The organism is Aquirufa originis (assembly GCF_042714495.1).
GTDB classification, from domain to species: domain Bacteria; phylum Bacteroidota; class Bacteroidia; order Cytophagales; family Spirosomataceae; genus Aquirufa; species Aquirufa originis.
The window spans coordinates 372253-398367 of record NZ_JBBKXY010000002.1; the positions used below are offsets into that span (position 1 = coordinate 372253).

A 26115-nucleotide genomic window follows, 5' to 3' on the forward strand; every position below is an offset into this window, starting at 1 on the left:
TATGCTAAATTCATACGATGTAATTGTGGTGGGAGCGGGACACGCCGGATGCGAAGCAGCTTATTCAGCCGCGCAGATGGGCTCACGTGTTTTGTTAGTCACGATGAATATGCAGACGATTGCCCAGATGTCTTGCAACCCAGCGATGGGGGGTGTAGCGAAGGGTCAAATCGTTAGAGAAATTGATGCCTTAGGAGGAATGTCCGGAATCATTTCAGACAAGACGATGATTCAATTTAGAATGTTGAACCGTTCCAAAGGTCCGGCGATGTGGTCACCCCGTTGTCAGTCCGATCGGATGCGTTTTGCAGAGGAGTGGAGAAATGCATTAGAAGGGAATTTGAATGTTGATTTTTGGCAAGATTCTGTTCAGCAATTAATCGTAGAAAAAGGCGAAGTGAAAGGGGTCATCACCCGAATGGGAATGACCTTCACCGCACGCGCCGTGGTACTAACGAATGGTACCTTTTTAAATGGCTTGATCCACATAGGAGAGAAGAATTTTGGCGGAGGAAGAATGGCAGAACCGATGGCCGTCGGACTAACCGAACAACTGGTTAACCTAGGTTTCGAATCTGGAAGAATGAAGACCGGTACCCCTCCGCGTGTAGATGGTAGAAGCTTAGACTTCGCAGCCATGGAAGAACAAAAGGGCGACGAAAATCCAAGTTCCTTTTCGTACTTAACTGAAACTCCGCTGACCGAGCAACGCTCTTGTTGGATCACGCATACGAACACGAAAGTACACGAGGTCTTGCGGAAAGGCTTCGACCGTTCGCCTATGTTCGCTGGTAGAATTAAAGGCTTGGGCCCGCGTTACTGCCCATCTGTTGAAGATAAAATCAACCGCTTTGCAGACAAAGATTCACATCAAATTTTTGTGGAACCAGAAGGATGGAGCACGGTAGAAATTTACGTCAATGGATTCTCGACTTCCTTGCCAGAAGACATCCAATTCGAAGCAATTCGTTTAATCCCTGGATTTGAAAAAGCGAAGATGTTCCGTCCGGGTTATGCCATCGAATACGATTATTTCCCGCCTACCCAATTGACTCCCACGTTAGAGACGAAGCGCGTGAATGGCTTATTCTTTGCTGGCCAAATCAATGGCACCACAGGTTACGAAGAAGCGGCTTGCCAAGGACTAATGGCTGGAATCAATGCCCACTTAAAAACGCACGAATTAGATCCATTTACGTTGTCTCGTTCGGACGCTTATATCGGAGTTTTAATCGATGATTTAATTAACAAAGGAACAGACGAGCCGTACCGCATGTTCACGTCTCGTGCCGAATTTAGAACGCTGCTAAGACAAGACAACGCGGATGAACGCCTAACCGCGAAAGGATACCAATTAGGTTTAGCGACCGAGCAACGCTGGAATAAATTTCAGGAGAAGAAAGCCCAAGTTGCGGCTTTGACCGAAGAGATCAAAAACACGAAAGTAAAACCAACGGAAGTAAACGACTGGTTAGAGCAGGAGGGAAGCGCGACCTTAAAAGAGGGGGCGCCTATCGTGAATTTATTACGCCGTTCCGATTTGTCTTTCGACCGCATCGCAACACACCCAAGTGTGGAACCGATCGTTAGAAACTACTCACAAGAAGTGCGCGAACAAGTGGAGATCTTGGTGAAGTACGAAAGCTACATTGAGAAAGAGCGTTTGATGGTAGACAAAATGCGATCGATGGAAGACCTATCCATTCCCGCGAATTTTGACTACGATAAAATCAAAACACTTTCGACAGAATCACGCATTAAATTAAAATCGATTTTGCCACAGACCATCGGACAGGCAAGTCGCATTTCTGGCGTATCCGCATCGGACGTTTCGATCTTACTTTTATTCATGGGACGCTAATGGAAAACATACAAAACTGCCCCATTTGCGGATCGCCTGATTCCGCCTTGAAATTCAAGGCGAAAGACTATACCGTATCGAACGAACTGTTTCATATCGTGACCTGTCATTCATGTCAGTTGATCTACACGAATCCAAGACCAGCAGCACACGAAGCGGGACCTTATTACCACGCGAGTGCCTATATTTCGCACAGCGATACGAATGAGGGAATTGTCAATAAGTTATATCACGCCGTACGCAAATTCACCTTGCAGTCGAAAACGAAGTGGATTGAGCCAGAGAAAAAAGGAAATAAAGAACTGCTAGATATTGGCTGTGGAAACGGCCACTTCTTAGCGGCCGCGAAAGAAAAGGGTTGGCATATTAGTGGCGTTGAATTAGACCCAGAAACGGCCGCTAGAGCTGCGAAATTAACGGGCCTACCCATTGCGCCGTCTTTGAAAGAAATCAGCTCAGACAAAAGCTTTCAGGTGATTACACTTTGGCATGTGTTAGAACATGTCTACGAACTAGACGAATATTTTCAATTCTTCAAAAGCCGTTTAGCGGACGACGGAAAATTGCTTTTAGCCTTGCCTAATCCCGCTTCCTTCGATGCAAATTACTTCGAGGAATACTGGGCCGCTTATGATGTTCCACGACACATTTATCATTTCACGCCAGCCACCATTGCGGCTTTGGCAGCGAAATACGGTTTTAAATTAAAAACGAGTCGCGGACTGATCTTCGATAGCTTTTACATTTCTTTGTTAAGTAACGAATACAAAACGGGGAACAAGCGCTTACTTCATTCGTTCTGTATTGGTTTACTTTCAAACCTGCGAGCGATGCTAGGCAAACCGAATTTTTCCAGTAATTTATACTTTTTTGAACATGCGTAATTACCTAAAATTCAGCTTATTGTTTGCATTTTTAGGCCTAGGAATCAGCTTAGTGTTTTTACAAAGTTGCGCCCAGATGGCTTCGCCTCCAGGTGGCAAGAAGGATACCTTAGCTCCGGTGGTAACCACATCGATTCCACTAAATAAAAGCAAGAATTTCAAGGGCAAAAAGATTGAATTAACGTTCAATGAATATGTCACCGTTAAAAGCTTGAATCAAGAATTATTGATAACGCCTTCCATCGGCAATTATGAAACCCGCATTCGACCGACAGGATTGACACTTGTATTAGATAGTGCTCTGAAAGATAATACCACCTATACCTTCAATTTTAGAAACGCGATCGAAGATGTCGCAGAACGAAATAAAGGAAAAAATATAAAACTCGTTTTCAGCACCTCAAATGCGATTGATTCCCTGAAAATTGAGGGTCGCGTAAAGCACCTGTTAACTAACAAGAAAGCCGATAATATTACGGTGGGACTATATCCCTACACGGATAGTTTGTCTATCGACAAAGCGAAGCCTTACTATTTCGTTCGAACGGATACGTCTGGTACCTATGCTTTGGAAAACTTAGCTGCCGGGAAATATTACATGGCGGCTTTCGAGGACGCAAACAATAACCTGATCTATAATTCCGCTAAAGAATCCGTAGATTTCATCACAGAGCCCTTCATTGATCTAGGCAAAAATGAGACGCGCAACTTTAAAATCGCCCTCCAGAACCAGGATCCGCTGAAATTAAGCAAAACAACCTCGACCGCTAAGACGATTCTATATGAATTTTCGCGCGGAATTAAAGCCGCTGATCTACGCTTTTCATCTAGTGAAAAACCCCTTTATCAAATTGAAAATGACCGCAACTTGCGCATCTATGCCGGCGGATTAAATAAAGCGGACACACTAAAAATTGAAGCCGCATTAGAGGATTCAATAGGCAGAAAATACGAGTTCAAACTAAAGGCAAAGTTCCGAGAATTGGCGAAGAAAGAGAAAGTAACCTATACAGCACTCGGTTTCGACGTGTTCCCTAAGGTGGGAGCACAAATCGTTCCTACAGACTCCCTACTCCTGATTTTCCCTAAACCCGTATTGCAATGGGTATCCACGAAAGTGCATATTTTGACGGAAAATGAGGATGATTTAACCTTCCCAGATGAGGCATTCTCATGGAACAAATTCCAAACAGTATTAACCATCAAAAGCGCGTTTTTGCCTAAGACACCCAAGTTTACTTTGGCCTTAGATAAAATCGCTTTTGTGGGCCCTGAAGCAGATTCAACGAACGAATACAAACAGGTGATTAAACGATTAGATCCAGAGGAAACAGGTGTCATCGAGGGAGGTATTCGCCAGCCTGGTCATTATATCTACCAGCTGTTAAAAGGGGATAAACTAGAGAAAGCATACGAGCAAAAAGCCACGGGTCCTTGTTCTTTTGTAAACGTGGAACCTGGCATCTATACCCTGAGAGCCATCGTGGATACCAACGAAAATGGCCAATGGGACATTGGAAATTACAAGACACGGATTAAATCAGAAGAGGTTCATTACTTTGATACGAAGATCAAATTAAAGGCCAACTTCCAGTTAAGTGACTTGTGGATAACCCTACTATAGCAGTGTGGATAAGTACCCTTTTTATCCACATTCTATCCACACAAACGGTGGATAAGTGTGCATAAGTTTTTACCCACACGCGCCACTGTGGATAAACTAAGACTTATCCACAAGTTGTTAGCTACTTATCCACACAGGTGTATTGCGTTTCGAATTTGCAAAACTCACTGATATCAAGCACTTACAAACACGATTTTGAGTTATCCACTTATCCACAGAGAACAACAAGAAGAAACAAAAAAGAGATTTAAAAAACTTTTTCTTTTTTTAATTTATGTGTGTGGATAAGTTTTAAGCTGAAAAAGAGAATTTGATGCTTTTTTGATATTTTACATTTAAAATATACTTCATTCAGATAAAAAAAGAATAAATCACCTATGCATATGTGGATAACTGGTGGATAAGTAAATTAGGTGCAAAAAGAACTATATTTAATACAATTTGGCTAAATTGCCGCTTCTAAACCCTTCAGACAAATGGTTCATCAACAATTCAACCGCGTTTTCGATTTATTAAACGCGTATCAAAGTTTTCAAAAGGAAGATCTCTTTAACTTAAAGCGAAATGGAGAATGGAAAAAGTATTCGGCGGCGGATACTTTGGAAAACATCCAAACCCTAGCCTTAGGTCTTTTAGAACTCAAGGTAAAACCAGGGGATAAAATTGCGATCATTTCAGGAAATCGTCCTGCTTGGAATTTTGTGGATTTTGCTGTGCAAATCATTGGAGGGGTGACGGTACCCATGTACCCTACCATCACGATTGAAGATTATGATTATATTTTTAGAGATGCTGAGGTGAAATACATCTTTTGTGAGAATGAAGAATTGTATTTAAAAGTAAAGGAAGCCTCGAAAGGGAATAAGCAAATCAAAGGCGTTTATACCTTTGATCCAGTAGCGGATGTGGAGATGTGGACGGCAGTGAAGGAATTAGGAGAAGGAAAAGATGCGGCCGTTTTACAGCCTTTAATGGATGCGGTAAAACCTAGTGATTTATTGACGTTAATTTATACCTCTGGAACCACGGGTCGTCCGAAGGGTGTGATGTTAACGCACCACAATATTGTTAGCAATATCAAGGCCTTGATTCGAGGCAAATTTTTTGATCTATATGCCCAAGATCGTGCTTTGAGTTTCTTGCCTTTATGCCATATTTATGAGCGCACAGACGTCTATATGTACATGTATTACGGAGTGGCGGTGTATTATGCGGAAAGTATGGAGACGATTGCGGATAATATCAAGGAGGTGAAACCGGCGATGTTTGCGACCGTTCCACGTTTATTGGAGAAGGTTTACGATAAGATTTTGGCCAAAGGAAATGAGCTCACCGGCATCAAACGGACACTATTCTTTGGCGCTTTGGAATTCGGTTTACAATACGATCCCATGGAGAAGCTAGGTTTACTAGATTCTTTAAAACTGGCCTTTTATCGAAAAGTTATTTTCAGCAAATGGCGTGAAGCCTTGGGCGGAAGCGTTCGATTGATCGCTTCGGGTTCTGCTGCGTTGCAACCTCGTTTATCCCGTGTTTTCTGGGCGGCCGGCATTCCGGTTTCGGAAGGCTATGGTTTAACCGAGACTTCGCCCGTTATTTCGGTATCGCGTGTAAATCCTCCGGATTTTAAGGTAGGCTGTGTGGGTTCTTTAGTGGACTCGATTGAATTAAAAATTGCGGAAGATGGGGAGATCTGTGTGAAAGGGGATTCGGTGATGGTCGGTTATTACAAAAATCCAGAGGCAACGGCTGAGGCGATTGATACGGAAGGCTGGTTCCATACTGGTGATATCGGTACAATGGTAGACGGAAAATATTTGAAGATCACCGATCGCAAGAAGGAGATCTTTAAAACGTCTGGTGGAAAATACGTGGCGCCACAATTAGTGGAGAATAAGTTGAAAGAATCAGCCTTTATTGAGCAATGTATGGTAGTGGGCGAAGGCCAAAAATTCCCATCAGCGCTCATCATCCCAGAATTTAATGCTTTACAAGTGTGGGCAGATCAACAAGAATTGGGAGTGAAAGGTCCAGAGGCCTTGATTAAAAACCCGAAAGTGTTCGCTAAAATCGAGCAAGAAGTTTTGGAAACGATGGCTTCGGTGGCGAAATACGAACAAGTGAAAAAATTCGTTCTATTGCCGCGCTTGTTCACGGTAGCGGATGGAGAAATCACCCCTACTTTGAAATTAAAGCGCAAGGCGATTTACGCGAAACACGAGAAGGCGATTTTAGCCTTGTATGAATAAATTGCGTTAGGCCTCTTTTTTGCGTAATTTTGGTTTCTTAATGAATCGTATGTCGACAGGAAAAAAGGTAGCCCTTATTACGGGTGTAACAGGACAAGATGGCGCTTATTTAGCGGAATTTCTTTTAAATAAGGGTTATATCGTGCACGGTATCAAGCGCAGAAGCTCGTTGATTAATACCGACCGCATTGATCATTTGTACCAAGATCCGCACGTGGATTCGGCCTCTTTTATCTTGCATTACGGAGATTTAAGTGATTCCACGAATATCATTCGCATCATTCAAGAAGTGCAGCCGGACGAAATTTACAATCTGGGGGCGATGTCTCACGTGAAAGTATCTTTCGACGAACCCGAATATACAGCGCAGGTAGACGGCATCGGAACCTTGCGTATTCTAGAGGCCATACGTTTGCTAGGTTTGATTAAAAAGACCAAAGTGTACCAAGCGTCCACTTCGGAACTTTACGGCCTGGTACAGGAAGTTCCGCAATCCGAAACGACTCCCTTCTACCCTCGTTCTCCTTATGCCGTTGCTAAATTATACGGCTACTGGATCACGGTCAATTACCGTGAAGCTTACGGGATGTTTGCAGTAAATGGTATTTTATTTAACCACGAATCCCCGCTTCGCGGCGAGACCTTCGTGACGCGTAAGATTACTCGTGGAGTGGCCCAAATCGCTTTGGGACAAGAGAAAAAGATTCACTTAGGTAATCTAGACGCGAAACGCGACTGGGGCCACGCTAAAGATTACATCGAGGCGATGTGGTTGATTTTGCAACAAGATACACCAGAAGATTACGTGATCGCAACTGGCGTTACAACGACCGTTCGCGAGTTTATTCGCCTTTCATTTGCGGAATTAGGCATTGAAGTAGCCTTCTCAGGTGAGGGTGTGAACGAAAAAGGAACCGTCGTTTCTTGCTCGAACCCGGCCTACCAAGTACAGGTGGGACAAGAAGTGATCGCGATAGATCCTCGCTATTTCCGTCCTACGGAGGTAGAATTATTGATCGGAGATCCGACGAAGGCCAAAGAAAAACTAGGTTGGACCCTCAAATACGACCTTGCCGCTTTAGTAAAAGATATGGTGCAGGCAGACGTAAAACTTTTCTCGAACAAATAAGATGAGTACACGGATCGCCATTATTGGCTTAGGATATGTGGGTTTTCCGCTGGCAGTGGAGTTTGGAAAAAACATCCCTACCCTCGGATTTGATATTGACACGAGCCGCATCGCGGAACTAAATACGGGTTTTGACCGTACTCAAGAGGTTACAGCAGAACAATTAAAGGAATCTATTTCTTTAACTTTCTCCTCAAATGCTGCGGATTTAAGCACTTGCAATACCTTTATTGTTACAGTACCTACCCCCATTGATCATTTCAAAAAGCCGGATTTAAGTCCCCTTTTGAAGGCATCTGAGATGATTGGAAAAGCCTTGAAAAAGGGCGATTTAGTCATTTACGAATCCACGGTTTATCCGGGTTGTACGGAGGAAGATTGCGTTCCTGTTTTGGAGAAATTCTCTGGATTAAAATTCAACGAGGACTTTTTCTGCGGCTACTCGCCAGAGCGCATTAACCCAGGCGACAAGGTAAACACCTTGACTAAAATCAAGAAAGTTACGTCCGGATCCACTCCCGAAATCGCCGAAAAAGTCGACCAGCTTTACCGCTCGATTATCACCGCAGGCACCCACAAAGCACCTTCGATGAAAGTAGCGGAAGCGAGCAAGGCCATCGAAAACGCCCAACGCGACGTCAACATCTCGTTCGTAAACGAATTAGCCTTGATTTTCGATCGCATGGGCATTGACACCACCGAGGTGTTAGAAGCTGCCGGAACGAAGTGGAATTTCTTGAATTTCAAACCCGGATTAGTAGGCGGCCACTGCATTGGCGTGGACCCCTATTACCTATTACACAAATCTGAAAGCCTCGGTTATTATCCACAAGTGATCCTTTCGGGTCGCCGCGTGAATGATAACATGGGTATTTTCGTGGCGAATAAATTAGTCAAACTATTGATTAACAAAGGCCAAAAAATAGGCGGCGCCAAAACCCTCATGCTCGGCATCACCTTCAAAGAAAACTGCCCAGACATCCGCAATTCCCGCGTGGTGGATATCTACAAGGAATTGGTGGACTTTGGCATGGACGTAGACGTCTACGATCCCTGGGCAAACGCAGCCGAAGTGAAGCACGAACATGGCATCGAACTAGTCTCAAAACTAGCAGATAAATACCAAGCGATTGTTTTAACCGTAGCCCACAACGAATTCCTTGACCTCCCCTTCGCTGCCCTGAAAGCAGAGAACGGAGTCATTTTCGACATCAAATCTATTCTTTCCAAAGACCTGGCTGACGCCCGCTTATAAACATGGCTTGGTACGCGATTTATACGAAATCCCGAATGGAGAAGAAAGTCTCCTTGCGCCTCGAAGAGCTAGGCATCGAAGCCTATTGCCCTACCACTAAACGCAAGAAGCAATGGTCTGACCGCAAAAAATGGGTCGAAGAAGTCCTATTCCGCTCCTACGTATTCGTTAACATCGACCTCGAAAAACAAAGTGGCCTAGTCCGCCGCACCTTCGGCGTTGTGAACTTCGTCTACTGGCTCCACAAACCTGCCGTCATCCAAGACGCAGAAATCCTCGCCATCAGACAATTCCTATCTGACCACCTCGAGGTAGAAACCATCGGCACCACCGCTAAAGTGGGCGACTACATAACCATCGAATCCGGCCCACTCACCGGCCAAACAGCCAAGATTGTAGGGCTGAAGAATAAGCATGAGGTGAGGCTTAAGATAGAGAGCTTGGGGTTTGAGTTGGTGGCAGCATTAGCAGAAAAATCCTAATGGTAAATGGTAAGTGGTGAATGGTAAATGTTTGATGGTAGATTCATTCACCATTTACCACTTACCATTCACCATTTAAAGGCTACCCAAAAAACAAATAGCTCACCCCTATCGCTGTAAGGATCCCCACCAAGTCCGCCGCTAATCCCGCCCAAAGCGTGTAGCGAATGTTGCGTACTTGGACAGAGCCGTAGTACAGGGCGATGACGAAAAGGACCGTTTCTGCGGAGCCTTGGAAGACGCAAGAAAGGCGGCCGGCGAAGGAATCAGGACCGAAAGTTTTCATCGTATCGATCATCATGGCGCGCGAGCCGCTACCAGAAACGGGGTGTAAAAGAGCGGTGGGCATCGCGTCTGTGAAGCGATTGTCTATGCCCATATAGTTGACGGCCATTTTCATCCCGTCTACGATGAAGTCCAAAACGCCTGAGTTACGTAGGCAAGAAATGGCTACGAGCATGCCTACGAGGTAGGGAATGATGCGGACAGAGGTTTCGAATCCGCCTTTGGCGCCTTCCACGAAGGTTCCGAAAATGTCTACTTTCTTATAAAAGGCAGCGGCAATGAAGGAGAAAATGAGGGCGAAAAGGATACCGTTGCTGAAGAGTTTGGACTGGATGTCGATTTGCTCTTTTGGTAGGCTGCTGAAGTACCATAAAATGCCGGCCAGGATGGCAGTGATGCTGAAAAGCCAGCTGAAAAGTACGGGATCAAACAGACGAATTTTTTGCTTGAAGGAGACGAAAATCAGACCCGTGATGGTGGCCGCGTAAGTGGCCATGAGGCAGGGAATAAATACGTCGGAGGCGTCTTGAGCCCCATAAATGGCCCGCTGAGCCATGATGGAAAGTGGGATTAAAACGGGGCCTGCGCTGTGGAGCACTAGGAACATGATTTGGGCGTTCGAGGCGGTTTCTTTGACCGGATTCAAATCCTGTAAACCCTGCATAGCCTTTAAACCGAATGGAGTGGCAGCGTTATCTAACCCTAAAAGGTTTGCGGAGAAGTTCATGATCATTTGGCCATGAACGGGGTGGTCTTTTGGAACTTCAGGAAACAAACGAGAAAAGAAAGGTTGGATTTTACGGGCCAAAAAATGAATCGCACCCGCCTTCTCTCCTACTTGCAAAATGCCCATAAAGAAGGCCATCACGCCCGTTAATGGAAGAGCCACTTTCATGACGGCTACTTCCGCGGAGTCAAACATCCCGTCTACCAGGATTTTAAATATGTCGGTATTGCCGAAGAAAATGAATTGAATCAGGGCGACGACGAACGCGACACCGAAGAACAAAAACCAAATCCAATTTAAAGCCATAGGTAAGAGAGGTAAAAAACGATTAAATTTAGGGAAAATTCCGTCAAAATGAAGAATCTATTCGCTAAAGCAGTCATCATGCTGCTAATAAGTCTATCAGTAAAGGCTCAAAAAACGACTTGTGCAGCCGAATTATCGTTGCAGAAACAGGGGTTACTAGAGGTTACGTCCCATGTTCCAGGTGTTTTAGTCGAATTAAAATATGCGACAACTGATAATTTTATGAAGAAGGACGTGTATGGTTGTTTGACGCATGCGTATTTACAAAAAGAGACGATGGCGATGTTGAAGAAGGCGCAGGAGAATTTGGGAAAAGCGCATCCTGGCTATCATTTGTTGATTTATGATGCGGCCAGACCGCTTTCGAAGCAGTGGGAACTTTGGAATACCTTAACGGAATATAGCCCAGAAAAACGCCGGACCTATGTGGCGGATCCCAAGGAGCATTCGATTCACAATTATGGAAGTGCGATCGATTTGACGGTGGCGGATGAGACAGGAAAGCCGCTGGAGATGGGGACGAAATATGATTTCTTTGGCGAAATGGCCTACCCGAAAGAAGAAGCGAGGTTATTGAAGGCGGGAAAATTAAGCCAAAAAGCCATCGATAATCGCCTCATTCTACGCAAAGCCATGAAAAGTGCGGGCTTTATGCCCATCGAATATGAGTGGTGGCACTTCAATGCTTTTTCGCGCAAAGTGGCAAAAGAAAAGTTCTCCGTTATACCATAAATGGGGTTTCATCCTGAAGCCTTGCCGTTTATCCTAAAATAAGGAGCGGCTTTCGCGGGATTGTTTACCTTTGCATACATTTTATTGTTGACCTATGTCTTTAAAAATATTCAGTCTTTCTGCTTTGCTTTTGGCCAGCGGAATATCAGCGACAGCTCAGAACGCTTCAGCGATTCAGGCGAACGGAAATACAGTTCAATTATCGCTTTCGAAGGCGGTTGAAATCGCGTTACAACATAACCTGAATGTGAAGTCTTACGAGGTGAGTTTGCGCAATGCACAATTGCAGTTGCAGCAGGCTAAGAACAACGCCTTGCCTAATTTAAGTGCGAATATTAATCAATCGGCTTCTTTTGGACGTAGTATTAACCCCTTCACGAACGGATACGATTCGCGCAATATCAATTACAATAACTTGGGTTTAAACGCAGGAATGCTTCTTTTTAATGGGGGCCAAATCCGTAATACGGTTCTCCAAAACGATTATAACCTGAAGGCTTCGCAAGAAGATTTGGCATCCATCAAAGAAAATATCTCCCTACAAGTGGTGCTTTCGTACTTAGCCATTTTGAATTCGGAAGATCAATTAAGCATCGCGAAGTCGCAGACAGAAATTACGAAATTACAGATTTCTCGTACGGAGAAATTAGTGAATGCGGGCTCCCTTGCCCCTTCTAACTTATTGGATTTGAAAGCGCAATTAGCGAATGAAGAATCGAACGAGGTGAGTTTCCAGAGTTCTTTGGACCTAAATAAATTGACCTTGATTCAATTGTTAAACGATTCGAGCATTTCGGCCATTTCGTTACAACGCATTCAGGTTCCTACGCCTAGCTCTAACGGATATGACACGGGAATGGATGATTTATATGCCAAAGCTTTAGCCATTCAGCCTCTAGTGAAAGCTGCTGATTTACGGGTACAAAGTGCCTTAAAAGGTATTTCGGTGGCCAAAGCAGGTACCATGCCTACCCTATCCCTAAGTGCAAGTATGTCTGCGAACCAGTCGAATGCTTTAACGATGGGCTACTTTGATCAATTGAACAATACCCAAAACAAGGTGATTTCACTAGGATTAAACATCCCGATCTTCGCGCGTTTTGCGAATAAAACAAGAATTGCACAGGCCGGTTTACAACGCGAGAATGCTTCGATTGAAGCCTCAAAAGCGCGCTTAACCTTACGCCAAAACATCGAACAAGCCTACGTTAATTTAAACAACGCGGCAATGAAATACGAGGCAGGCCTTTCACAAGTATCTGCTTTAGAAGAGTCTTTCCGCGCAGCTGAAAGCCGTTTTCAAGCTGGAACAATCGATTTCGTAAGTTATAACTTACAAAAAACGAATTTAGATAAGGCGCGTTTGAGCTTGGTACAATCGAAATATGACTTCGTGTTTAGAACGAAGATTTTGGATTTTTATCAAGGGAAGAGCCTGGTTTTTTAGATTATAGATAATAGAGTAGAGAGTATAGATAAAGAGTTTAATTAAATTTTTCGCTAGCGACTATCGACTAGTGACTATTGACTAAAATTATGGCAACAAACAACAACAGTAAGCGGACTTGGATGATCATCGGAGGCGCGGTGGTATTGATTTTTGGTGGATTATTTCTAGCCAAAAAAATGGAATGGATCGGGAAAGTAGAGCCTACGGAGGTAGAGTTCGCGAAGGTTTCTCGTTCGACGATCATTGAAAAAGTCAGTGCGTCTGGAAAGATCCAGCCGGAGGTAGAGGTGAAATTATCGCCAGACGTTTCTGGGGAGATTGTTTCCTTAAACGTAGCGGAAGGCGATTCTGTAGTGGCTGGCCAGGAATTGTTGAAGATTCGTCCGGATAACTATGTGTCTCTTTTGGCACGTGCAGAAGCACAAATGAATGCGACGAAAGCAAATATGGAGCAAAGCAAGGCGGTGTTAGCCCAAAGCGAAGCACGTCTTTCTAAGGCAAAAATCGATTACGATCGTAATGCGAAATTGCACAAGGACAAAGTAATCTCTGATGCGGACTTTGACCAATTTGTGTCTGCTTATACAGTGGCTAAACAAGATTTGGAAGCGGCAAAAGCCAACGTAAATGCGGCGAATTACAATGTGAAATCTTCACAAGCGACCTTAAAAGAAGCTAAAACGAACCTAACGAAAACGACGATTTATGCCCCTCAAAGTGGTATCATCTCGAAGTTAAACGTAGAATTAGGGGAGCGTGTCGTAGGAACGTCACAAATGGCGGGAACAGAAATGTTACGTATCGCGAACTTAAATAAAATGGAAGTACGCGTGAACGTGAACGAAAACGATATCACTCGCGTAAGCATTGGTGATACGGTTTTAATCGACGTAGATGCCTTCTCCTCTAGCGAACGTAAGTTTAAAGGGGTTGTGTATGAAATTGCTAGTTCAGCGAATTCAAGCGGAACAGCTTCCGTTGTTTCAAATGATGCGGTAACAGAATTCGAAGTGAAGATTCGTGTATTACGTTCTTCTTATGCAGATTTAATCAAAGGCAAATTGTCTTATCCGTTAAAGCCGGGGATGACAGCCTCTGTGGAGATTTTGACAAACAGAAAAGAAAACATCGCTACGGTACCTTTATCTGCCGTAACCACTCGTGAGATCGGTGCTGAGGTTAAAGAGGGTGAAAAGAAAGAAGAGGATGGAACGAATGCAACGAACTCTAACGATGCCTTAGAAGCGAAGAAACGCAAGGAAAACACGAAAGAAGTAGTGTTCGTGATGGAGAAAGGCAAAGCGAAAATGATCCAAGTCAAAACAGGTATATCGGATTTTGAAAATATCGAAATCGTGAGCGGCTTGAAAGACGGACAAGAGATCATCGCAGGGCCATACGCGACAGTTGCTAAGAAGCTGAAAGAAGGAGACTTAGTGAAGAAGAAGGATCCGAAAGCAGCAGAAAAGGCCGCTGACAAGAAATAAAATCAAAAAAAACAGGGGGCTATCTTGCATATATTGATTTAGCCCCCTATTTTTGCAGTCCCAATAGGAACCAAATTCCTTCTTAGCTCAGTTGGTTAGAGCACATGACTGTTAATCATGGGGTCCCTGGTTCGAGCCCAGGAGAGGGAGCAAACAGGAAAGTCATCAGAAATGGTGACTTTTTTTGTTTATAATCCAACTCAATTTTTTCTATTCATCGATTTTCTTTGTTCGAGCCCAGTAGAGGGGTCTCTGTTTTTACGACACAATTCATCAGGGGTTTTACACGTGATTTTCAATTTGTGCCAAGAATGTGCCAAGAGGTGTAAATAATCATTTAAAATTAAATGGGATTTCTTCAATTTTCAACGGTCTGATTTTAGGGATACGTTCATTCAGTGCAATTTATTTGCTTTAAAATAGTACTGAAGGGTTATATATAATGAAGTTTTATTAACTATTAGTAATATTTGTTTGTTTTACTTGAAACTATTAATATCTTTGCAATAGATTAGTTCTTTGAAAAGTTGATTTGATGTTTATGCTTTCTAAATGGAGTTTCTTTGACTACCCATTGGGTAACCTTAACAGGTAAACTAACTGCTGGCTATTCCCCTAAAATCTGTTTCTCAACTGATTTGTAAGGATGAGTTTTAAGTTGTTATTATGCTATTATTTTTAAATATGCAGGAATTTTAAGTAAGTGCACGAGAGCCTTGACTACGCATTTAGAAATTAAACACCTATTCTATTCATTTCCCCATTATTGCTACATGCAGGGGCAATAATGTTGTTGTCTTTTAAAAAATAGAAAACACAATGAGTAGAGTAAAACAAAATCAAATCATTGATGATGCAATACAAAGTATTGTAACTATCACAAAGAGCCAGGGCTCTCTTTCGGAACAAGACCTAACGGTCTTGAATGAAGCATCAGTAAAACTTCAACTTTTAAGAAGTAAAAAAGGTAGAACGAATAAGCAAATTCGAGATGAAATTGCAAAATCAGTTGAACTTTTATTAACATTCTTCATAAAAGATTAAAATTGAGGTTTGAAAGATGACTGAGTAATAAACCGAACACTTCTTGAAATTTTTTCTCTTTAAAACCATGGATTTAGGAAATCAAATAAAAAATATTAGAAAACAAAAAGGGCAAACTCAGGCTGAGTTTGCTACCTCCGTTGGCATTACCCAGACTTATCTTTCACAAATTGAAAGTAATTTAAAAGAACCGAATCTTTCCACTCTGAAATCTATAAGTGAAGGATTAGATGTACCACTTCCTATATTGTTTTTTTTGTCTATGACTGAAGAAGATATTGGACCGAATAAAAGAAATGCTTTTAAAATTGTCAGTCCATCTGTAAAATCATTAGTAAATGAATTCTTTGCAGTCTAAAAATGATTTATTCAAAAAGAAGGAATTCAATAAGCTATGTTTTATTTTAGGAGTAAAGCGAAGAGAACTCAAATCGCTTTTAGCAAGCATTGATAACAATTATAATGTTTGGTCAGAAGTTAAGAAAGACAAGAATAATAAACCTAAAACGTATTTAGATGGAACAGTTAAAAATAGGACATTTAGAAATCCTTCTGTTCTATTGAAATTTGTTCAAAAAAGGATTAAATTAAATATTATTGACAAAGTATTACTTCCCAATAATGTTCATGGTGGAATAAAAAAACGAAGCAATATCACAAACGCAAAATCACACCAAGGGAACAAGTACCTTTTTGCAACTGATTTACAAGAATTCTATCCAAACATAACTAAAGAGGTTATTTACAAAATATTTTTGGAACTTGGTTATTCTACTCATTTTTCTCACTGGCTTACTAAATTGACGACAAAAGATAATCAATTGCCACAAGGTAGCCCAGCAAGTTTAGGAATATCAAATTTAGTTTTTATGAAGACTGATTTGAAACTTAATCAGTTTTGTAAAACAAATTCAATAACCTATACGAGGTATGTTGATGATCTGACCTTTTCTTCACAACAAGACTTTGGAGATAAAATTGAAGAAATATTAGACATTGTCATTAGCGGCAAATTTAAAATAAGCCGAAGGAAAACCGAATATGATAGTAAACAGGTAATTACGGGAATTAAAATATTTTTGAATAAAATTGATGCCCCTAAACATTTAATAGAAAAGTCAATAATTGAAATCGAAACAAACTCAGATAAGAAACCATACACATTGTACAGAGAGAATATTTTAAAAACTAATAAAAAATGAAATAAATTAGAAATTTAAACTTCCTGTAATTTACACGAAGTATTTGTATTGATCTTATTAGTGGATTTGTCAAACGTAAATCCATTTTTTGCAAATAAAGTTGAAATTCAATCAATTTAAACAGTTTAATCGCTAAAGTTGGTCGCAACATTCCAACAAGTAAGGTAGCAAACAGAAAAGTCATCAGAAAAGGCGACTTTTCTATTTATAATCCCTATCCATTTCTACTATTCATCGGTTTTCTTGGTTGGAGCCTAGTAGAGTTTTTTGTACTTTGGGGCTATTTTGTTTAGAGTTATACCCACGATTTAATTCGTGCCAAAAATTTGCCATGAGGTGTAAATAACTATTTAATTTTAAATGGTTATTCTTCAATTCTAAACTTTCTGGTAATTAAGGACACATACTAAGATTGGCTTTCTTGGTATCATAATATATCCTCATTTTATTATTATGAGTTCCCCAACCATTTTTTGCAAGTTTCGTTATATGGAATTTCCAATTCTGTCAACCAATTTTCTATATACTTTGGATTGTGGCTATTAGGAGTTGGATCCACATCATCAATTCTAACTTGTATAGGAGTTCTAACACAATCGCCAGTTATAATTGCATGTTGTTGTGGTATAATGGGCAGTTGGTCTAAGATATCAGCATTCGCACTTGATACTAATCCTTTAATATATTTTTGGTCTTCAGGATTTTGAAGGCGATGAATAATAAATGAATTACACTGAGATAAAACTGTTTTTGATAATTCGGAAGGTCTTTGGCTACAAACAATTAATGAAATACCATATTTCCGTCCTTCTCGGGCTATGCGTTCGAATACAGTTTTTGCAACGGATTCGGTTTTTTCTGCAATATAATTTTGAGCCTCCTCTAATACAATTACAATGGGGAATTTCCCTCTCTGTTCAGGTAAAAAATGCGATACAAATTCAATAATTAAACGTCCTAATAAAGCGGTTACAGTTTCTAATACCTCAAAAGGTAATTGAGATACATCTACAATTGTTATTTGATTTGTTTTTTTATTATTCAGGGATACAACAGAGTTATTAAAGTTCTTAATGAAACTATTACTTTTTTCATCTTTATAAAACCTATTAAAGTCTCCTAACACAAAGGCAATAAAATGAGCTAAAACCTCTTTATTGTCGATATTGGAGTCTTTCAACATAAGCGGAACTGCCATTCTTTTATCATTAAGAAAGCTGGTCATTCGTAATCTAAGTGTCGAAATATATTCGGCAATTCGATTATTACCTGTTGATTCCTGTGCTATTGCTGAATCTATAAATTTTGTACAAAGTTCTTGATAACTGAACCATGTTGGCATATCAATATTCTGATTGCTAGTGATTTGCATTAACTTCGATTTCTTTTTAAACAATTCAAATAGCTCTTTAATTTTTAATCTTAGAGGTTCTTGGTTTGAAGCATTATTAAAGTTTTCACTATTAGATAATAGTAAAATTGCATCGCCTAAATCTGAGTCATGAATCTTTACTGCACATCCAATATTCATTATCTCATTAATGTTCTTCCATTTCCAGTTTCCGTAATCAATATAACCAGTTCTCTTTTTAAGGTCCTCGGAAGAAGATTCAAGAATTCCCTCAATATCTGTATATAGATAATTAGGCAATAATGATAACTTTTCACTTTCCTGCTCATTTTTTGCCAATCCAATGGCACGATTCAATACTGGAGCTTGTGTAGCTTCGCTTGGATTAAAAAGATATTTAACATCTTCCCAATTCATAAACCAATAAGGTACTTGAACTTTTTCATCACCTCCATAGTAATAGGCATTAATTAAATTCAGTTCCTCTTGAATTTCTGACCCAAACGAAGATAGGTTTTCGGGTAAAAATGCATCTTTATATTCCCCGTTTGTGTCAAATATTACAAAGTGTGCATTTTCAAGTTTCTTACCATTGTAATCATATTTAAATAGATTACGAATTATAGAAGCGAAGGTACAAGACTTTCCAGAACCAGTATTACCTAAAATAGCCGCATGTTTGACAAAAAATTGGTCAGGGCAAATTTTAACCTTATAATTTGAAAACGCAGGAGATGTTCCTATGGGTAGATAAAAATCCTTTTCGTAATCTAATTCTATAGTATCCTGCTTATCATCAAAAATATGTATAAGGTCTTTTTCTGTCACATACCAGACTGGATTGTCCAATGTTGGAAAATTGTAAACTCCTTGAATGAACTTTTCTTTTTTGCCTTCTTTTGCTATTGTGCCAAGCATTGTCGCAGATATATATCTTGCAGAAGTTGGAAGGGTAATATTTGTTGAATTTCTATCAAATTCAATTTCTTCCTTCATCGTTACACGAGAAATTAAGGCAACGACCCTATCTGAACCGACAGGTATAATTAAGTATGAATTAATCCGGGCAATCTCATAAACATCATTTACTCCACTAGTATATGAGCCCCTTAAATCTTCATCGATTTTAATAAATACTCTAAAGTTGTCAACTGATAGAACTCTTCCAATTACTTTATTTGATATTGACATACAGTCTTGTTATTTCATTAAAAAGGTAGATCATGAGTATTTTCCTCTTCAGCTTTCTTTGATTCTGCATTTGGAGCTAATGATTTTTCATATAGTATTTCTAGCGTGTTTGCAATCACTTCATTTTCTTCTTCTTCATATAAATCAGGCATTACATTATCAATAAATCCAATAAATGTAGACTGAGTACAATCTGCTTCATCAATAATTATTATTCTTTTGTCATTCAATTTTCTAAGTTCTTCAATCGGAGAACTTGTGTCTTTTGTCGGAGAATAATTTGCAATAATTAGGGTGAAAGATGGGATTGAAAGTGCTTGTTTGATTATATCATTTATATGTTCATCATAAAATGAATAACCAATGCAAAACAACACAGATTGAGGTTGATTAATCGTTTGGGAAAACTGTCTAAACAATTCCGAATATGGCAAATCCAATGTATACGATTTTTTGCTCACACAAGGATAAACCATTAATTCGTTAACATCTCCTACATTAAATTCATTATTTAAGGGTATTTCCTTAATCCCATAAGTATTGTTCACATTGGGCTTTGTGGCTAACCAAGATAAGGAACCATGGATTTTATAATATTTAAGAACCTTTTCTGCTCTATGTACTCTGCCTGTAACACTCTGACCAGGATAGTATAAATCATAGTCGTAAACTTCTGGTCTAAAACAACGATTATGGACACCCATAAAACCATTTATATAATGGATTCCTAAATTGTCTAGAGCATAATCGAATGCCATATCATAATTGGTGGTAAATAAGTTTGCTCGTTTTAAATTATTAGGTCTTTGAAGTAATCTTTTTATAAATGTTTCATGAAAGTGATATCGATTTTTATTGAGCCTCTCATCATCTAAAATTTTTAATTTTGTTTTCTCTGTGTTACAATTATCAAACAACCATTCCTGCATCGTTTTTATTGACTTGTCAATTTCTGAAATTGATTCCCCTTTTTTCTCTTTTATAAATCTATCTGCTTGCAAACAATTCATTAAATCTTCAAAAGATGGATTTATATCTTCTCCAAAATATGTGTCAATGTCATTCTTGCAAAGTTGCTTTAGTTTAGCTGGCATGCTTCTAATAACAGGTGCTCCTAAATGCCAGCTTGTTCCAGCTCCCGCTAAGACACTTACATTTTCAAGCCCGAGATATTTTTTTACCCTAAGCTTATTTTCTTTTAGTGAGTCTGTCATATTTCAATTTATTTCAAAAGGTTTACTATTAGTTGTGTATATCGTCATAGCCATGCAAATAACTTCTCCTATACCCGAAAAATTTCTCTATAAATCGTAACATAATATGAGGTTTTGCAAATGAGTATTTTGATTACATTTTTAGGTATAAAGCCCCTCATTCAATTCCTGTCTCCCAATCTATCATCCCATTCTCTACCAATTCTTTCAACACATTTAACTGTAAATTATGAGTTATTTGTGGCGTATTAAGTTTTTCGAACTCTTGAGTCCATAATTTAGTGATCTCAAGGGTTGGGGGCCATTTATTGGTAAAATTACTCTTTAATAAACTGAACGCAGTTTTTACGTAATCATAGTTTTTGGAAAACAGGAACTCGACTTTAATTGCAATCTAATACCTGAAATTGACATCCCCATGAAAAATTAGTCCAGTAAAAGACCCAAAAACTATTTCTAATTTTAATCTTTAAGCCATTTCAAACTTCCTCGATACATTCCTTCCTTGATTCTGTCTAAAACTAAATTTTGGAATTTTTGATAATCAGTTTCGATTTCATCTTTCGAAAAGTATATACTTATTTCATCAATGGCTTGATTGATACATTTTTGTGTTAAAAAAGCGTCGTACATAACCATATTTAAAGAATCTAATTCAAATTCCAAATAAGATAAGGTTTCTAGATTAACAACTCTTAAGATTTGTGTGAAATTTTGTTCGGAAATCTCTATAATTTCAGAATCCTCATCAAAAACGATTTTTTGGTTTAAAATTTTTTCAAAAGGAAGGCTATATAATTCCTCGATCTTTTCAAAAATAAACATGTCTTTTCCATAAAAATACAGCCAATTTTTGACTTCAAATGATTGGAAATGAACCTTTAAATTAAGGAAGTATGATATTTCATTAGATACTGGCGAAAGTTCAGATAATTGATAAGCCTTATTATGAAGAACTAAGCCAGATTCTTGACAAACTTTCAAAATACGAAAATAAAACTCTGGATAATCTTTACGCAATCGCTTTCCTAGGTGTAAACAAGTTTCTTTATTCTTTTTAAAATCTCCAAGTGCATGGATAAATTTAGTATGGTATGGCACGCAATCAAAACGAGCAAAGCCTGTATAGGTTGGGTCAAATTCTTGGTCTCTAACATAATATTCAATAGGAGTATTTCTATATTTTGCCAAACTGTAATACAATAATTGCTCAAATGCAATATTAAAAGTAGGCAAATCTATATTTTCTAAATGTGGTTTATTTTTATCTATAAATTCCAAAGAAAGTTCAGTATACTCCTTGAAAATTGCCAAATTTCGCCCACCTATAATGCCAGTATTGCAAGAATAGATCACTGGATTTTCTAATAGTGTGGATAAAATAGGCTCAGGAATATACTCGAAATTTTCCCGAACCTCTGCCATACTCTTATAATAATAAGCAAAATCTATTTCTAGATTCTGTCCAATCAACTCGGCGTGATTAATACGGTCATCAAATCTTTCCCATATGAAAATGTCTCCATCTACATGAATAAAAGGTTCCGTTTGGAGACTGTAGGAATAAATTTTTGCTAATGCCCAAAGTTTAGGGGAATACCGGTTAAGTATATCTAAACTTACATTTACGTCATTATATGGAAGGCATAAAATGTCTATAAGTACTTGCTTTCCGAGTTGATCTGTTACTAAATTTGGCGAGCCATAAAATTTCTTTAACTGCAAGCAACTTAATGCCCAAGACATCCAATTATATTCTGGAGACAGCCAACCAGCATGATTATGAAGTATATTTTGTTGATTATTACCCGACCAAAATGTTTGTATTATTTTCATCAAATTTAGCTTTAAAGTAATTGATTTTCTGAGAGTTATTTCGAAATTGGGGGAGGATATAGTGCAGAAATATCTACTTGATAATAATTGGCAATTCTCAATAAAACGCTTGCTTTGGGCTCATGTAAATCACTCTCAATTCGAGAGTAAGTGCTTTGGTCAAGCAGTATACTATTGGCAACTTCTGTTTGGGATAAACCTCTCTTTAATCTTAATTTGCGAAGTGTTGTACCGTAGGTCATATGCGGATAGGTTAGGTAAGGGGGAATTTAAATCACAATTTAAAATCTATTAAATTATATTTTATATCTTAAAAGTACAAAATGGAATGTGTAAAAATATACAGTTAAGAGACCGTATAAAAAATTATGCAAAACTGCATAACGATTATGCGTTTCTGCATATTTTTTTATAAAAAACAAAATGAGTTTTGCAATGCAGCTCAATGCCTCATAAGTATGAGAGTGGGATAGTTGTTATTGTAAATTCATAATACTATGAAAAAATCAAAGTTTGGAAGTTTAAATTTCGATTCTGTTGAAATACTTTCAAGAAAGGAATTGAAAAAAGTAACTGGTGGATATGGTGAAAATACCACTAAAATGTGTGTAAAGTGGAGTCCTATGACAACTACTTGGGATGTTGTTGTCATTAATCTAGCAACACAAGAGGTAATTACGGTAGTAAAGCAAAACATTTCACCTGCTTCATCATCGTACGGACCATGTTAAACTAAAGTTACATCATTGGATTTGTATCTAGAATCCAATGATGTAATTGTATAAACTATTAATTTTTTGGCAAAATATCTATACTTGTTTGTTTTTATAATACTAGCTTTTATTGCAATTGGACAACAAAAAATGTCCATAAAAGGTAAAGTATTAGAAAATAATAATAGCCCAATCCCTTTTGTAAATGTATTTCTAGAAAGCACAACTATTGGAACTCAGACCAATCAAGACGGCACTTTCATAATAAAAAATATACCAATGGGTAGCTATCGTTTGGTTGCTTCAATGATCGGCTATAAATCGGCGATTCAAAATATAGAAATTTTAGATAAAAGCCTTGAAGTACAAATTTTCCTAGAAGAAGATAGTAAAGTCTTAAATGAGGTATTTGTTGTAGGAAGTCGAGAAAAAGTTTGGGAGAAACAATTTAAAGAATTTGAAAGTGAGTTTTTAGGTAATGATTTTAATAAAAAAGATGTTAAAATCTTGAATAAAGAGGTCATAGACATTAATTACAATAATGAAACGGGAGAATTTTCAGCTCATGCAAACCAGCCCATTGTTATTGAAAATTTAAAATTAGGGTATAAACAAACGTACGTCCTAGATGGGTTTGAAAAAAAACTTAATAGAATATCATACAAAGGTCTGAGTAGATATGAATCAATTGAAGCACAAAATAACAAACAAAAAGCACGTTGGGAAGAAAATAGAATTATAGCTTATAAAGGCTCAATTAGACACTTTTTAAAATCATTATTAAATAATCGGTTAAAAGAAGAAGGTTTTAAGGCTTATTTCTTAAATTCTGACTCCACTAAGTCGACAAATTCCCCTCTTTATTTTGATTATAACCCACAAGAAATTATTAAACCCACTTCGATACCTAATTTATATAGTTTGACCATTCTTAAACCAATGGTGATTTTATATGAAAACGAACAATTATCCGCCCAATTTTCAGAAATAAAGCCTTTATCTGAAATATTAATAAGTTCTGAAGGGAATCTATTAGACCCCTACTCCGTTGAAATTAATGGGAAAATGGGTGAAAAACGTTTGGCCAATTTATTGCCTTTAGATTTTGATTTGTTTGAGGATAACAAAATTACCTTTCCTCAAAATTCACCCCAATTACCTCAACAAATACAAGCTATATTAGAAATCCCCAGAGAAAAAATTAACATTAAAGGTATTCAGCCCTATTATTTAGCGGGGGAAACAATTCGATTGAAGACATTTGTTACTGAAAGTAGCCTTAGTCAAAACACAAAGGAAAATGTACCATCTCAATTAAGTATTCCGTTGTATGTAGAGTTTATTGACTTAAAGGAAAAAAAGATATTGAACCGCTTTACGTTAAAATTAAAAGACGGAAAGGTAGATTTAGCATTTCCAACTTCCCTTGAGTTACCATCTGGTAATTATCAAATTCGAGCATATACCAACTGGATGCGTAATTTTTCAGATAATGCATTCTTCAAGCAAGATTTCACTGTTTTTTCTCAAAATTTCAAAAGAGAGATGCCGCATGTTTCCTCAAAATCAGTTTTCGATACCTTAATTGTTCATATTGAAGGAGGCTATTTAGTAGATAGATTGAAGTCTAAAGTGGCTATTGAAACGCTGAATAATTGGGGTGAAAAGATAAGTGTTCCTTTTTCATTATTGAATAGCCATAATGACACTTTGACTAACACTCAAACAGATAATGAAGGTATGGCAGTATTTGACATATTGCCCAAAGGTGGTGAAGTTTATCGAATTAATTCAGGAAACAAGGACTTTACGCTTCCCTCATCACGGCCTAAAGGCACTGTTTTAGCAGTTGATCATTTGAGTAGTAATAACCTACTAAGCGTATTTATCCAGACTAACGAAATATCGAATGACACAATTACCCTATTATTAACAAAAGATAATCACATTGTTTACTTGGAAAGGTTTCAAAACAATAAACCAACATTACTCATCAATATCCCTAAAAACATTTTGTTCGGAGAAATTAACTGTTATTTAATCGATAAAAATGGTAATCAAATAAGTGAACGTATTATTGATGTTAATCCAAATGAAATCACCATAGATTTAAATAAGGACAAAATAGTATTAACTAAACCTCTTTCACACTTTTTTAATGTTGACCCTTTACTCAAATATTCAGTAGAAAAGGGGCTTAACTTAAGGGGGCAAATAGTTGGTTTAGATGGAAAGGAAAATAATAAAGAGTTTAAACTTTCGATGGTTTTAACAAATATTCGAAACGATACAACGGAACAAAATACAAAGCCATTTTTTACTAAAGCCAAAAAGCAATTTGTTTTTCAAAACATTGATTTTTTCGGCAAAATGAGAGCCACTTTTATTGCCCCTGATAATAAAGTTATTTTAGACACACTAACAGCTACTCCTCCTATTTCAACTTCAAAATCAACCGTTAATTGGAGTCTACTGGATAAAACAGAATCTTTAGCAGAATTAGAAAATCGTAAAAACCGTATAATTTTAGAAAGAATCAGAAAAGAGAATACCGTTTTGGAAGAAGTCGTGATCCAGACTAAAAAATCTGATCCAAATGCAATCAATGGTATTTCTCCTAGCATATTGATAGGTGAAAATAGAATTATAAATCAGCCTACAATGTCCAATGTGTTAAATACGCTTATCCTACCCAGAAAAAACAGATTCGGACCAGGCCTAAAAGTATTTATTGATAACCAAGAACTACGTCAAGACGAAATTGATAATATTGATCTTGAAATCAACCCCTCAATTGTGGAGAAAATTTTAATTTTCGAAGATGCAATACCTTCTAATTATGGAAGAGCAACTTGTGCTATTGTTATAAAGCTTCGTCGAGGCGCGTTAAGAGTGAATGTGAAACCAAATGAAACATTTATTGTAGAGGGATACTTTTTTAACTAGTAAAAAGGGAGTTTAGATTTTATATAAAATTAGAATCAAGATCTAAAATCCTCATAAGTTTTAGATTGGGTTAGCACACCACATTTTAAATGATTTTTTGGATAACGCTAGTCTAGAAATATTAATGTTAGATAAAATTATCTTAAT

20 protein-coding genes and 1 tRNA gene are annotated in these 26115 nt (G+C 38.4%); 16 read left to right on the forward strand and 5 right to left on the reverse strand.

All coding sequences use genetic code 11. From position 1 onward, the window contains the following. Position 1: 1 nt before the first annotated feature. The 7 genes from mnmG (at position 2) to SKC35_RS06950 (ending at position 9484) form a co-directional block, all read left to right on the forward strand. Complete coding sequence (gene mnmG, locus SKC35_RS06920; protein ID WP_377978658.1) at positions 2 to 1861, forward strand: tRNA uridine-5-carboxymethylaminomethyl(34) synthesis enzyme MnmG; 1860 nt, start codon at positions 2 to 4, stop codon at positions 1859 to 1861. Then, positions 1861 to 2745: a class I SAM-dependent methyltransferase gene (locus tag SKC35_RS06925; protein ID WP_377978659.1), complete on the forward strand. Its 885-nt coding sequence runs from the start codon at positions 1861 to 1863 to the stop codon at positions 2743 to 2745. The genes mnmG and SKC35_RS06925 overlap by 1 nt, the downstream gene beginning before the upstream one ends. Then, the gene (locus SKC35_RS06930; protein ID WP_377978660.1) at positions 2738 to 4369 is read left to right on the forward strand and encodes an Ig-like domain-containing domain; all 1632 of its coding nucleotides are present in this window, start codon (positions 2738 to 2740) and stop codon (positions 4367 to 4369) included. Before SKC35_RS06925 ends, SKC35_RS06930 begins: the two co-directional genes overlap by 8 nt. A 476-nt stretch (positions 4370 to 4845) precedes the next feature. Then, the gene (locus tag SKC35_RS06935) at positions 4846 to 6618 is read left to right on the forward strand and encodes an AMP-dependent synthetase/ligase (protein ID WP_377978661.1); all 1773 of its coding nucleotides are present in this window, start codon (positions 4846 to 4848) and stop codon (positions 6616 to 6618) included. A 49-nt stretch (positions 6619 to 6667) separates the two neighbouring features. Next, entirely contained in the window at positions 6668 to 7747 is a 1080-nt protein-coding gene (gmd, locus tag SKC35_RS06940) for a GDP-mannose 4,6-dehydratase (RefSeq protein ID WP_377978662.1), read from the forward strand. A 1-nt stretch (position 7748) separates the two neighbouring features. Next, positions 7749 to 9002, forward strand: a complete 1254-nt coding sequence (locus tag SKC35_RS06945) for a nucleotide sugar dehydrogenase (protein ID WP_377978663.1) — start codon at positions 7749 to 7751, stop codon at positions 9000 to 9002. A gap of 2 nt (positions 9003 to 9004) precedes the next feature. Then, on the forward strand, positions 9005 to 9484 hold the full coding sequence (locus SKC35_RS06950; protein ID WP_377978664.1) for a UpxY family transcription antiterminator: 480 nt from the start codon (positions 9005 to 9007) through the stop codon (positions 9482 to 9484). 82 nt (positions 9485 to 9566) lie between these two features. On the opposite strand, the gene SKC35_RS06955 is transcribed toward SKC35_RS06950, so the two are convergent. Further along, on the reverse strand, positions 9567 to 10802 hold the full coding sequence (locus SKC35_RS06955) for a nucleoside recognition domain-containing protein (protein ID WP_377978665.1): 1236 nt from the start codon (positions 10800 to 10802) through the stop codon (positions 9567 to 9569). Positions 10803 to 10850: 48 nt separating this feature from the next. Between SKC35_RS06955 and SKC35_RS06960 the strand changes: the two genes are divergently transcribed. The 7 genes from SKC35_RS06960 to SKC35_RS06990 all read left to right on the forward strand — a co-directional run bounded on the left by SKC35_RS06960 (position 10851) and on the right by SKC35_RS06990 (position 16717). Then, the gene (locus tag SKC35_RS06960; protein ID WP_130922429.1) at positions 10851 to 11534 is read left to right on the forward strand and encodes a M15 family metallopeptidase; all 684 of its coding nucleotides are present in this window, start codon (positions 10851 to 10853) and stop codon (positions 11532 to 11534) included. 94 nt (positions 11535 to 11628) lie between these two features. Next, positions 11629 to 12981, forward strand: a complete 1353-nt coding sequence (locus SKC35_RS06965) for a TolC family protein (RefSeq protein WP_377978666.1) — start codon at positions 11629 to 11631, stop codon at positions 12979 to 12981. An 89-nt stretch (positions 12982 to 13070) separates the two neighbouring features. Further along, positions 13071 to 14471: an efflux RND transporter periplasmic adaptor subunit gene (locus SKC35_RS06970; protein WP_377978667.1), complete on the forward strand. Its 1401-nt coding sequence runs from the start codon at positions 13071 to 13073 to the stop codon at positions 14469 to 14471. A gap of 76 nt (positions 14472 to 14547) precedes the next feature. Further along, a tRNA-Asn gene (locus SKC35_RS06975) sits at positions 14548 to 14621 on the forward strand. Between the two features lie 669 nt (positions 14622 to 15290). After that, a complete protein-coding gene (locus SKC35_RS06980; RefSeq protein ID WP_377978668.1) occupies positions 15291 to 15515 on the forward strand; it encodes a hypothetical protein in 225 nt (74 codons plus the stop codon). A 67-nt stretch (positions 15516 to 15582) separates the two neighbouring features. Next, positions 15583 to 15873, forward strand: coding sequence for a helix-turn-helix domain-containing protein (locus tag SKC35_RS06985; RefSeq protein ID WP_377978669.1), 291 nt, complete (start codon positions 15583 to 15585; stop codon positions 15871 to 15873). Next, on the forward strand, positions 15854 to 16717 hold the full coding sequence (locus tag SKC35_RS06990; RefSeq protein ID WP_377978670.1) for a reverse transcriptase family protein: 864 nt from the start codon (positions 15854 to 15856) through the stop codon (positions 16715 to 16717). Before SKC35_RS06985 ends, SKC35_RS06990 begins: the two co-directional genes overlap by 20 nt. A gap of 451 nt (positions 16718 to 17168) precedes the next feature. Here SKC35_RS06990 and SKC35_RS06995 read toward each other — a convergent pair whose 3' ends face one another. The 4 genes from SKC35_RS06995 to SKC35_RS07010 form a co-directional block, all read right to left on the reverse strand. Continuing rightward, complete coding sequence (locus SKC35_RS06995) at positions 17169 to 19259, reverse strand: ATP-binding protein (RefSeq protein WP_377978671.1); 2091 nt, start codon at positions 19257 to 19259, stop codon at positions 17169 to 17171. A gap of 17 nt (positions 19260 to 19276) precedes the next feature. Next, positions 19277 to 20473, reverse strand: a complete 1197-nt coding sequence (locus SKC35_RS07000; protein ID WP_377978672.1) for an SIR2 family protein — start codon at positions 20471 to 20473, stop codon at positions 19277 to 19279. Between the two features lie 462 nt (positions 20474 to 20935). Continuing rightward, positions 20936 to 22309, reverse strand: a complete 1374-nt coding sequence (locus tag SKC35_RS07005) for a DUF6734 family protein (protein WP_377978673.1) — start codon at positions 22307 to 22309, stop codon at positions 20936 to 20938. 35 nt (positions 22310 to 22344) lie between these two features. Beyond that, on the reverse strand, positions 22345 to 22551 hold the full coding sequence (locus tag SKC35_RS07010) for a helix-turn-helix domain-containing protein (protein WP_377978674.1): 207 nt from the start codon (positions 22549 to 22551) through the stop codon (positions 22345 to 22347). Positions 22552 to 22806: 255 nt separating this feature from the next. Between SKC35_RS07010 and SKC35_RS07015 the strand changes: the two genes are divergently transcribed. Together SKC35_RS07015 and SKC35_RS07020 are read left to right on the forward strand one after the other, a co-directional pair. Continuing rightward, positions 22807 to 23040, forward strand: a complete 234-nt coding sequence (locus SKC35_RS07015) for a hypothetical protein (RefSeq protein WP_377978675.1) — start codon at positions 22807 to 22809, stop codon at positions 23038 to 23040. Between the two features lie 66 nt (positions 23041 to 23106). Next, complete coding sequence (locus SKC35_RS07020; protein ID WP_377978676.1) at positions 23107 to 25968, forward strand: carboxypeptidase-like regulatory domain-containing protein; 2862 nt, start codon at positions 23107 to 23109, stop codon at positions 25966 to 25968. Positions 25969 to 26115 lie beyond the last annotated feature (147 nt).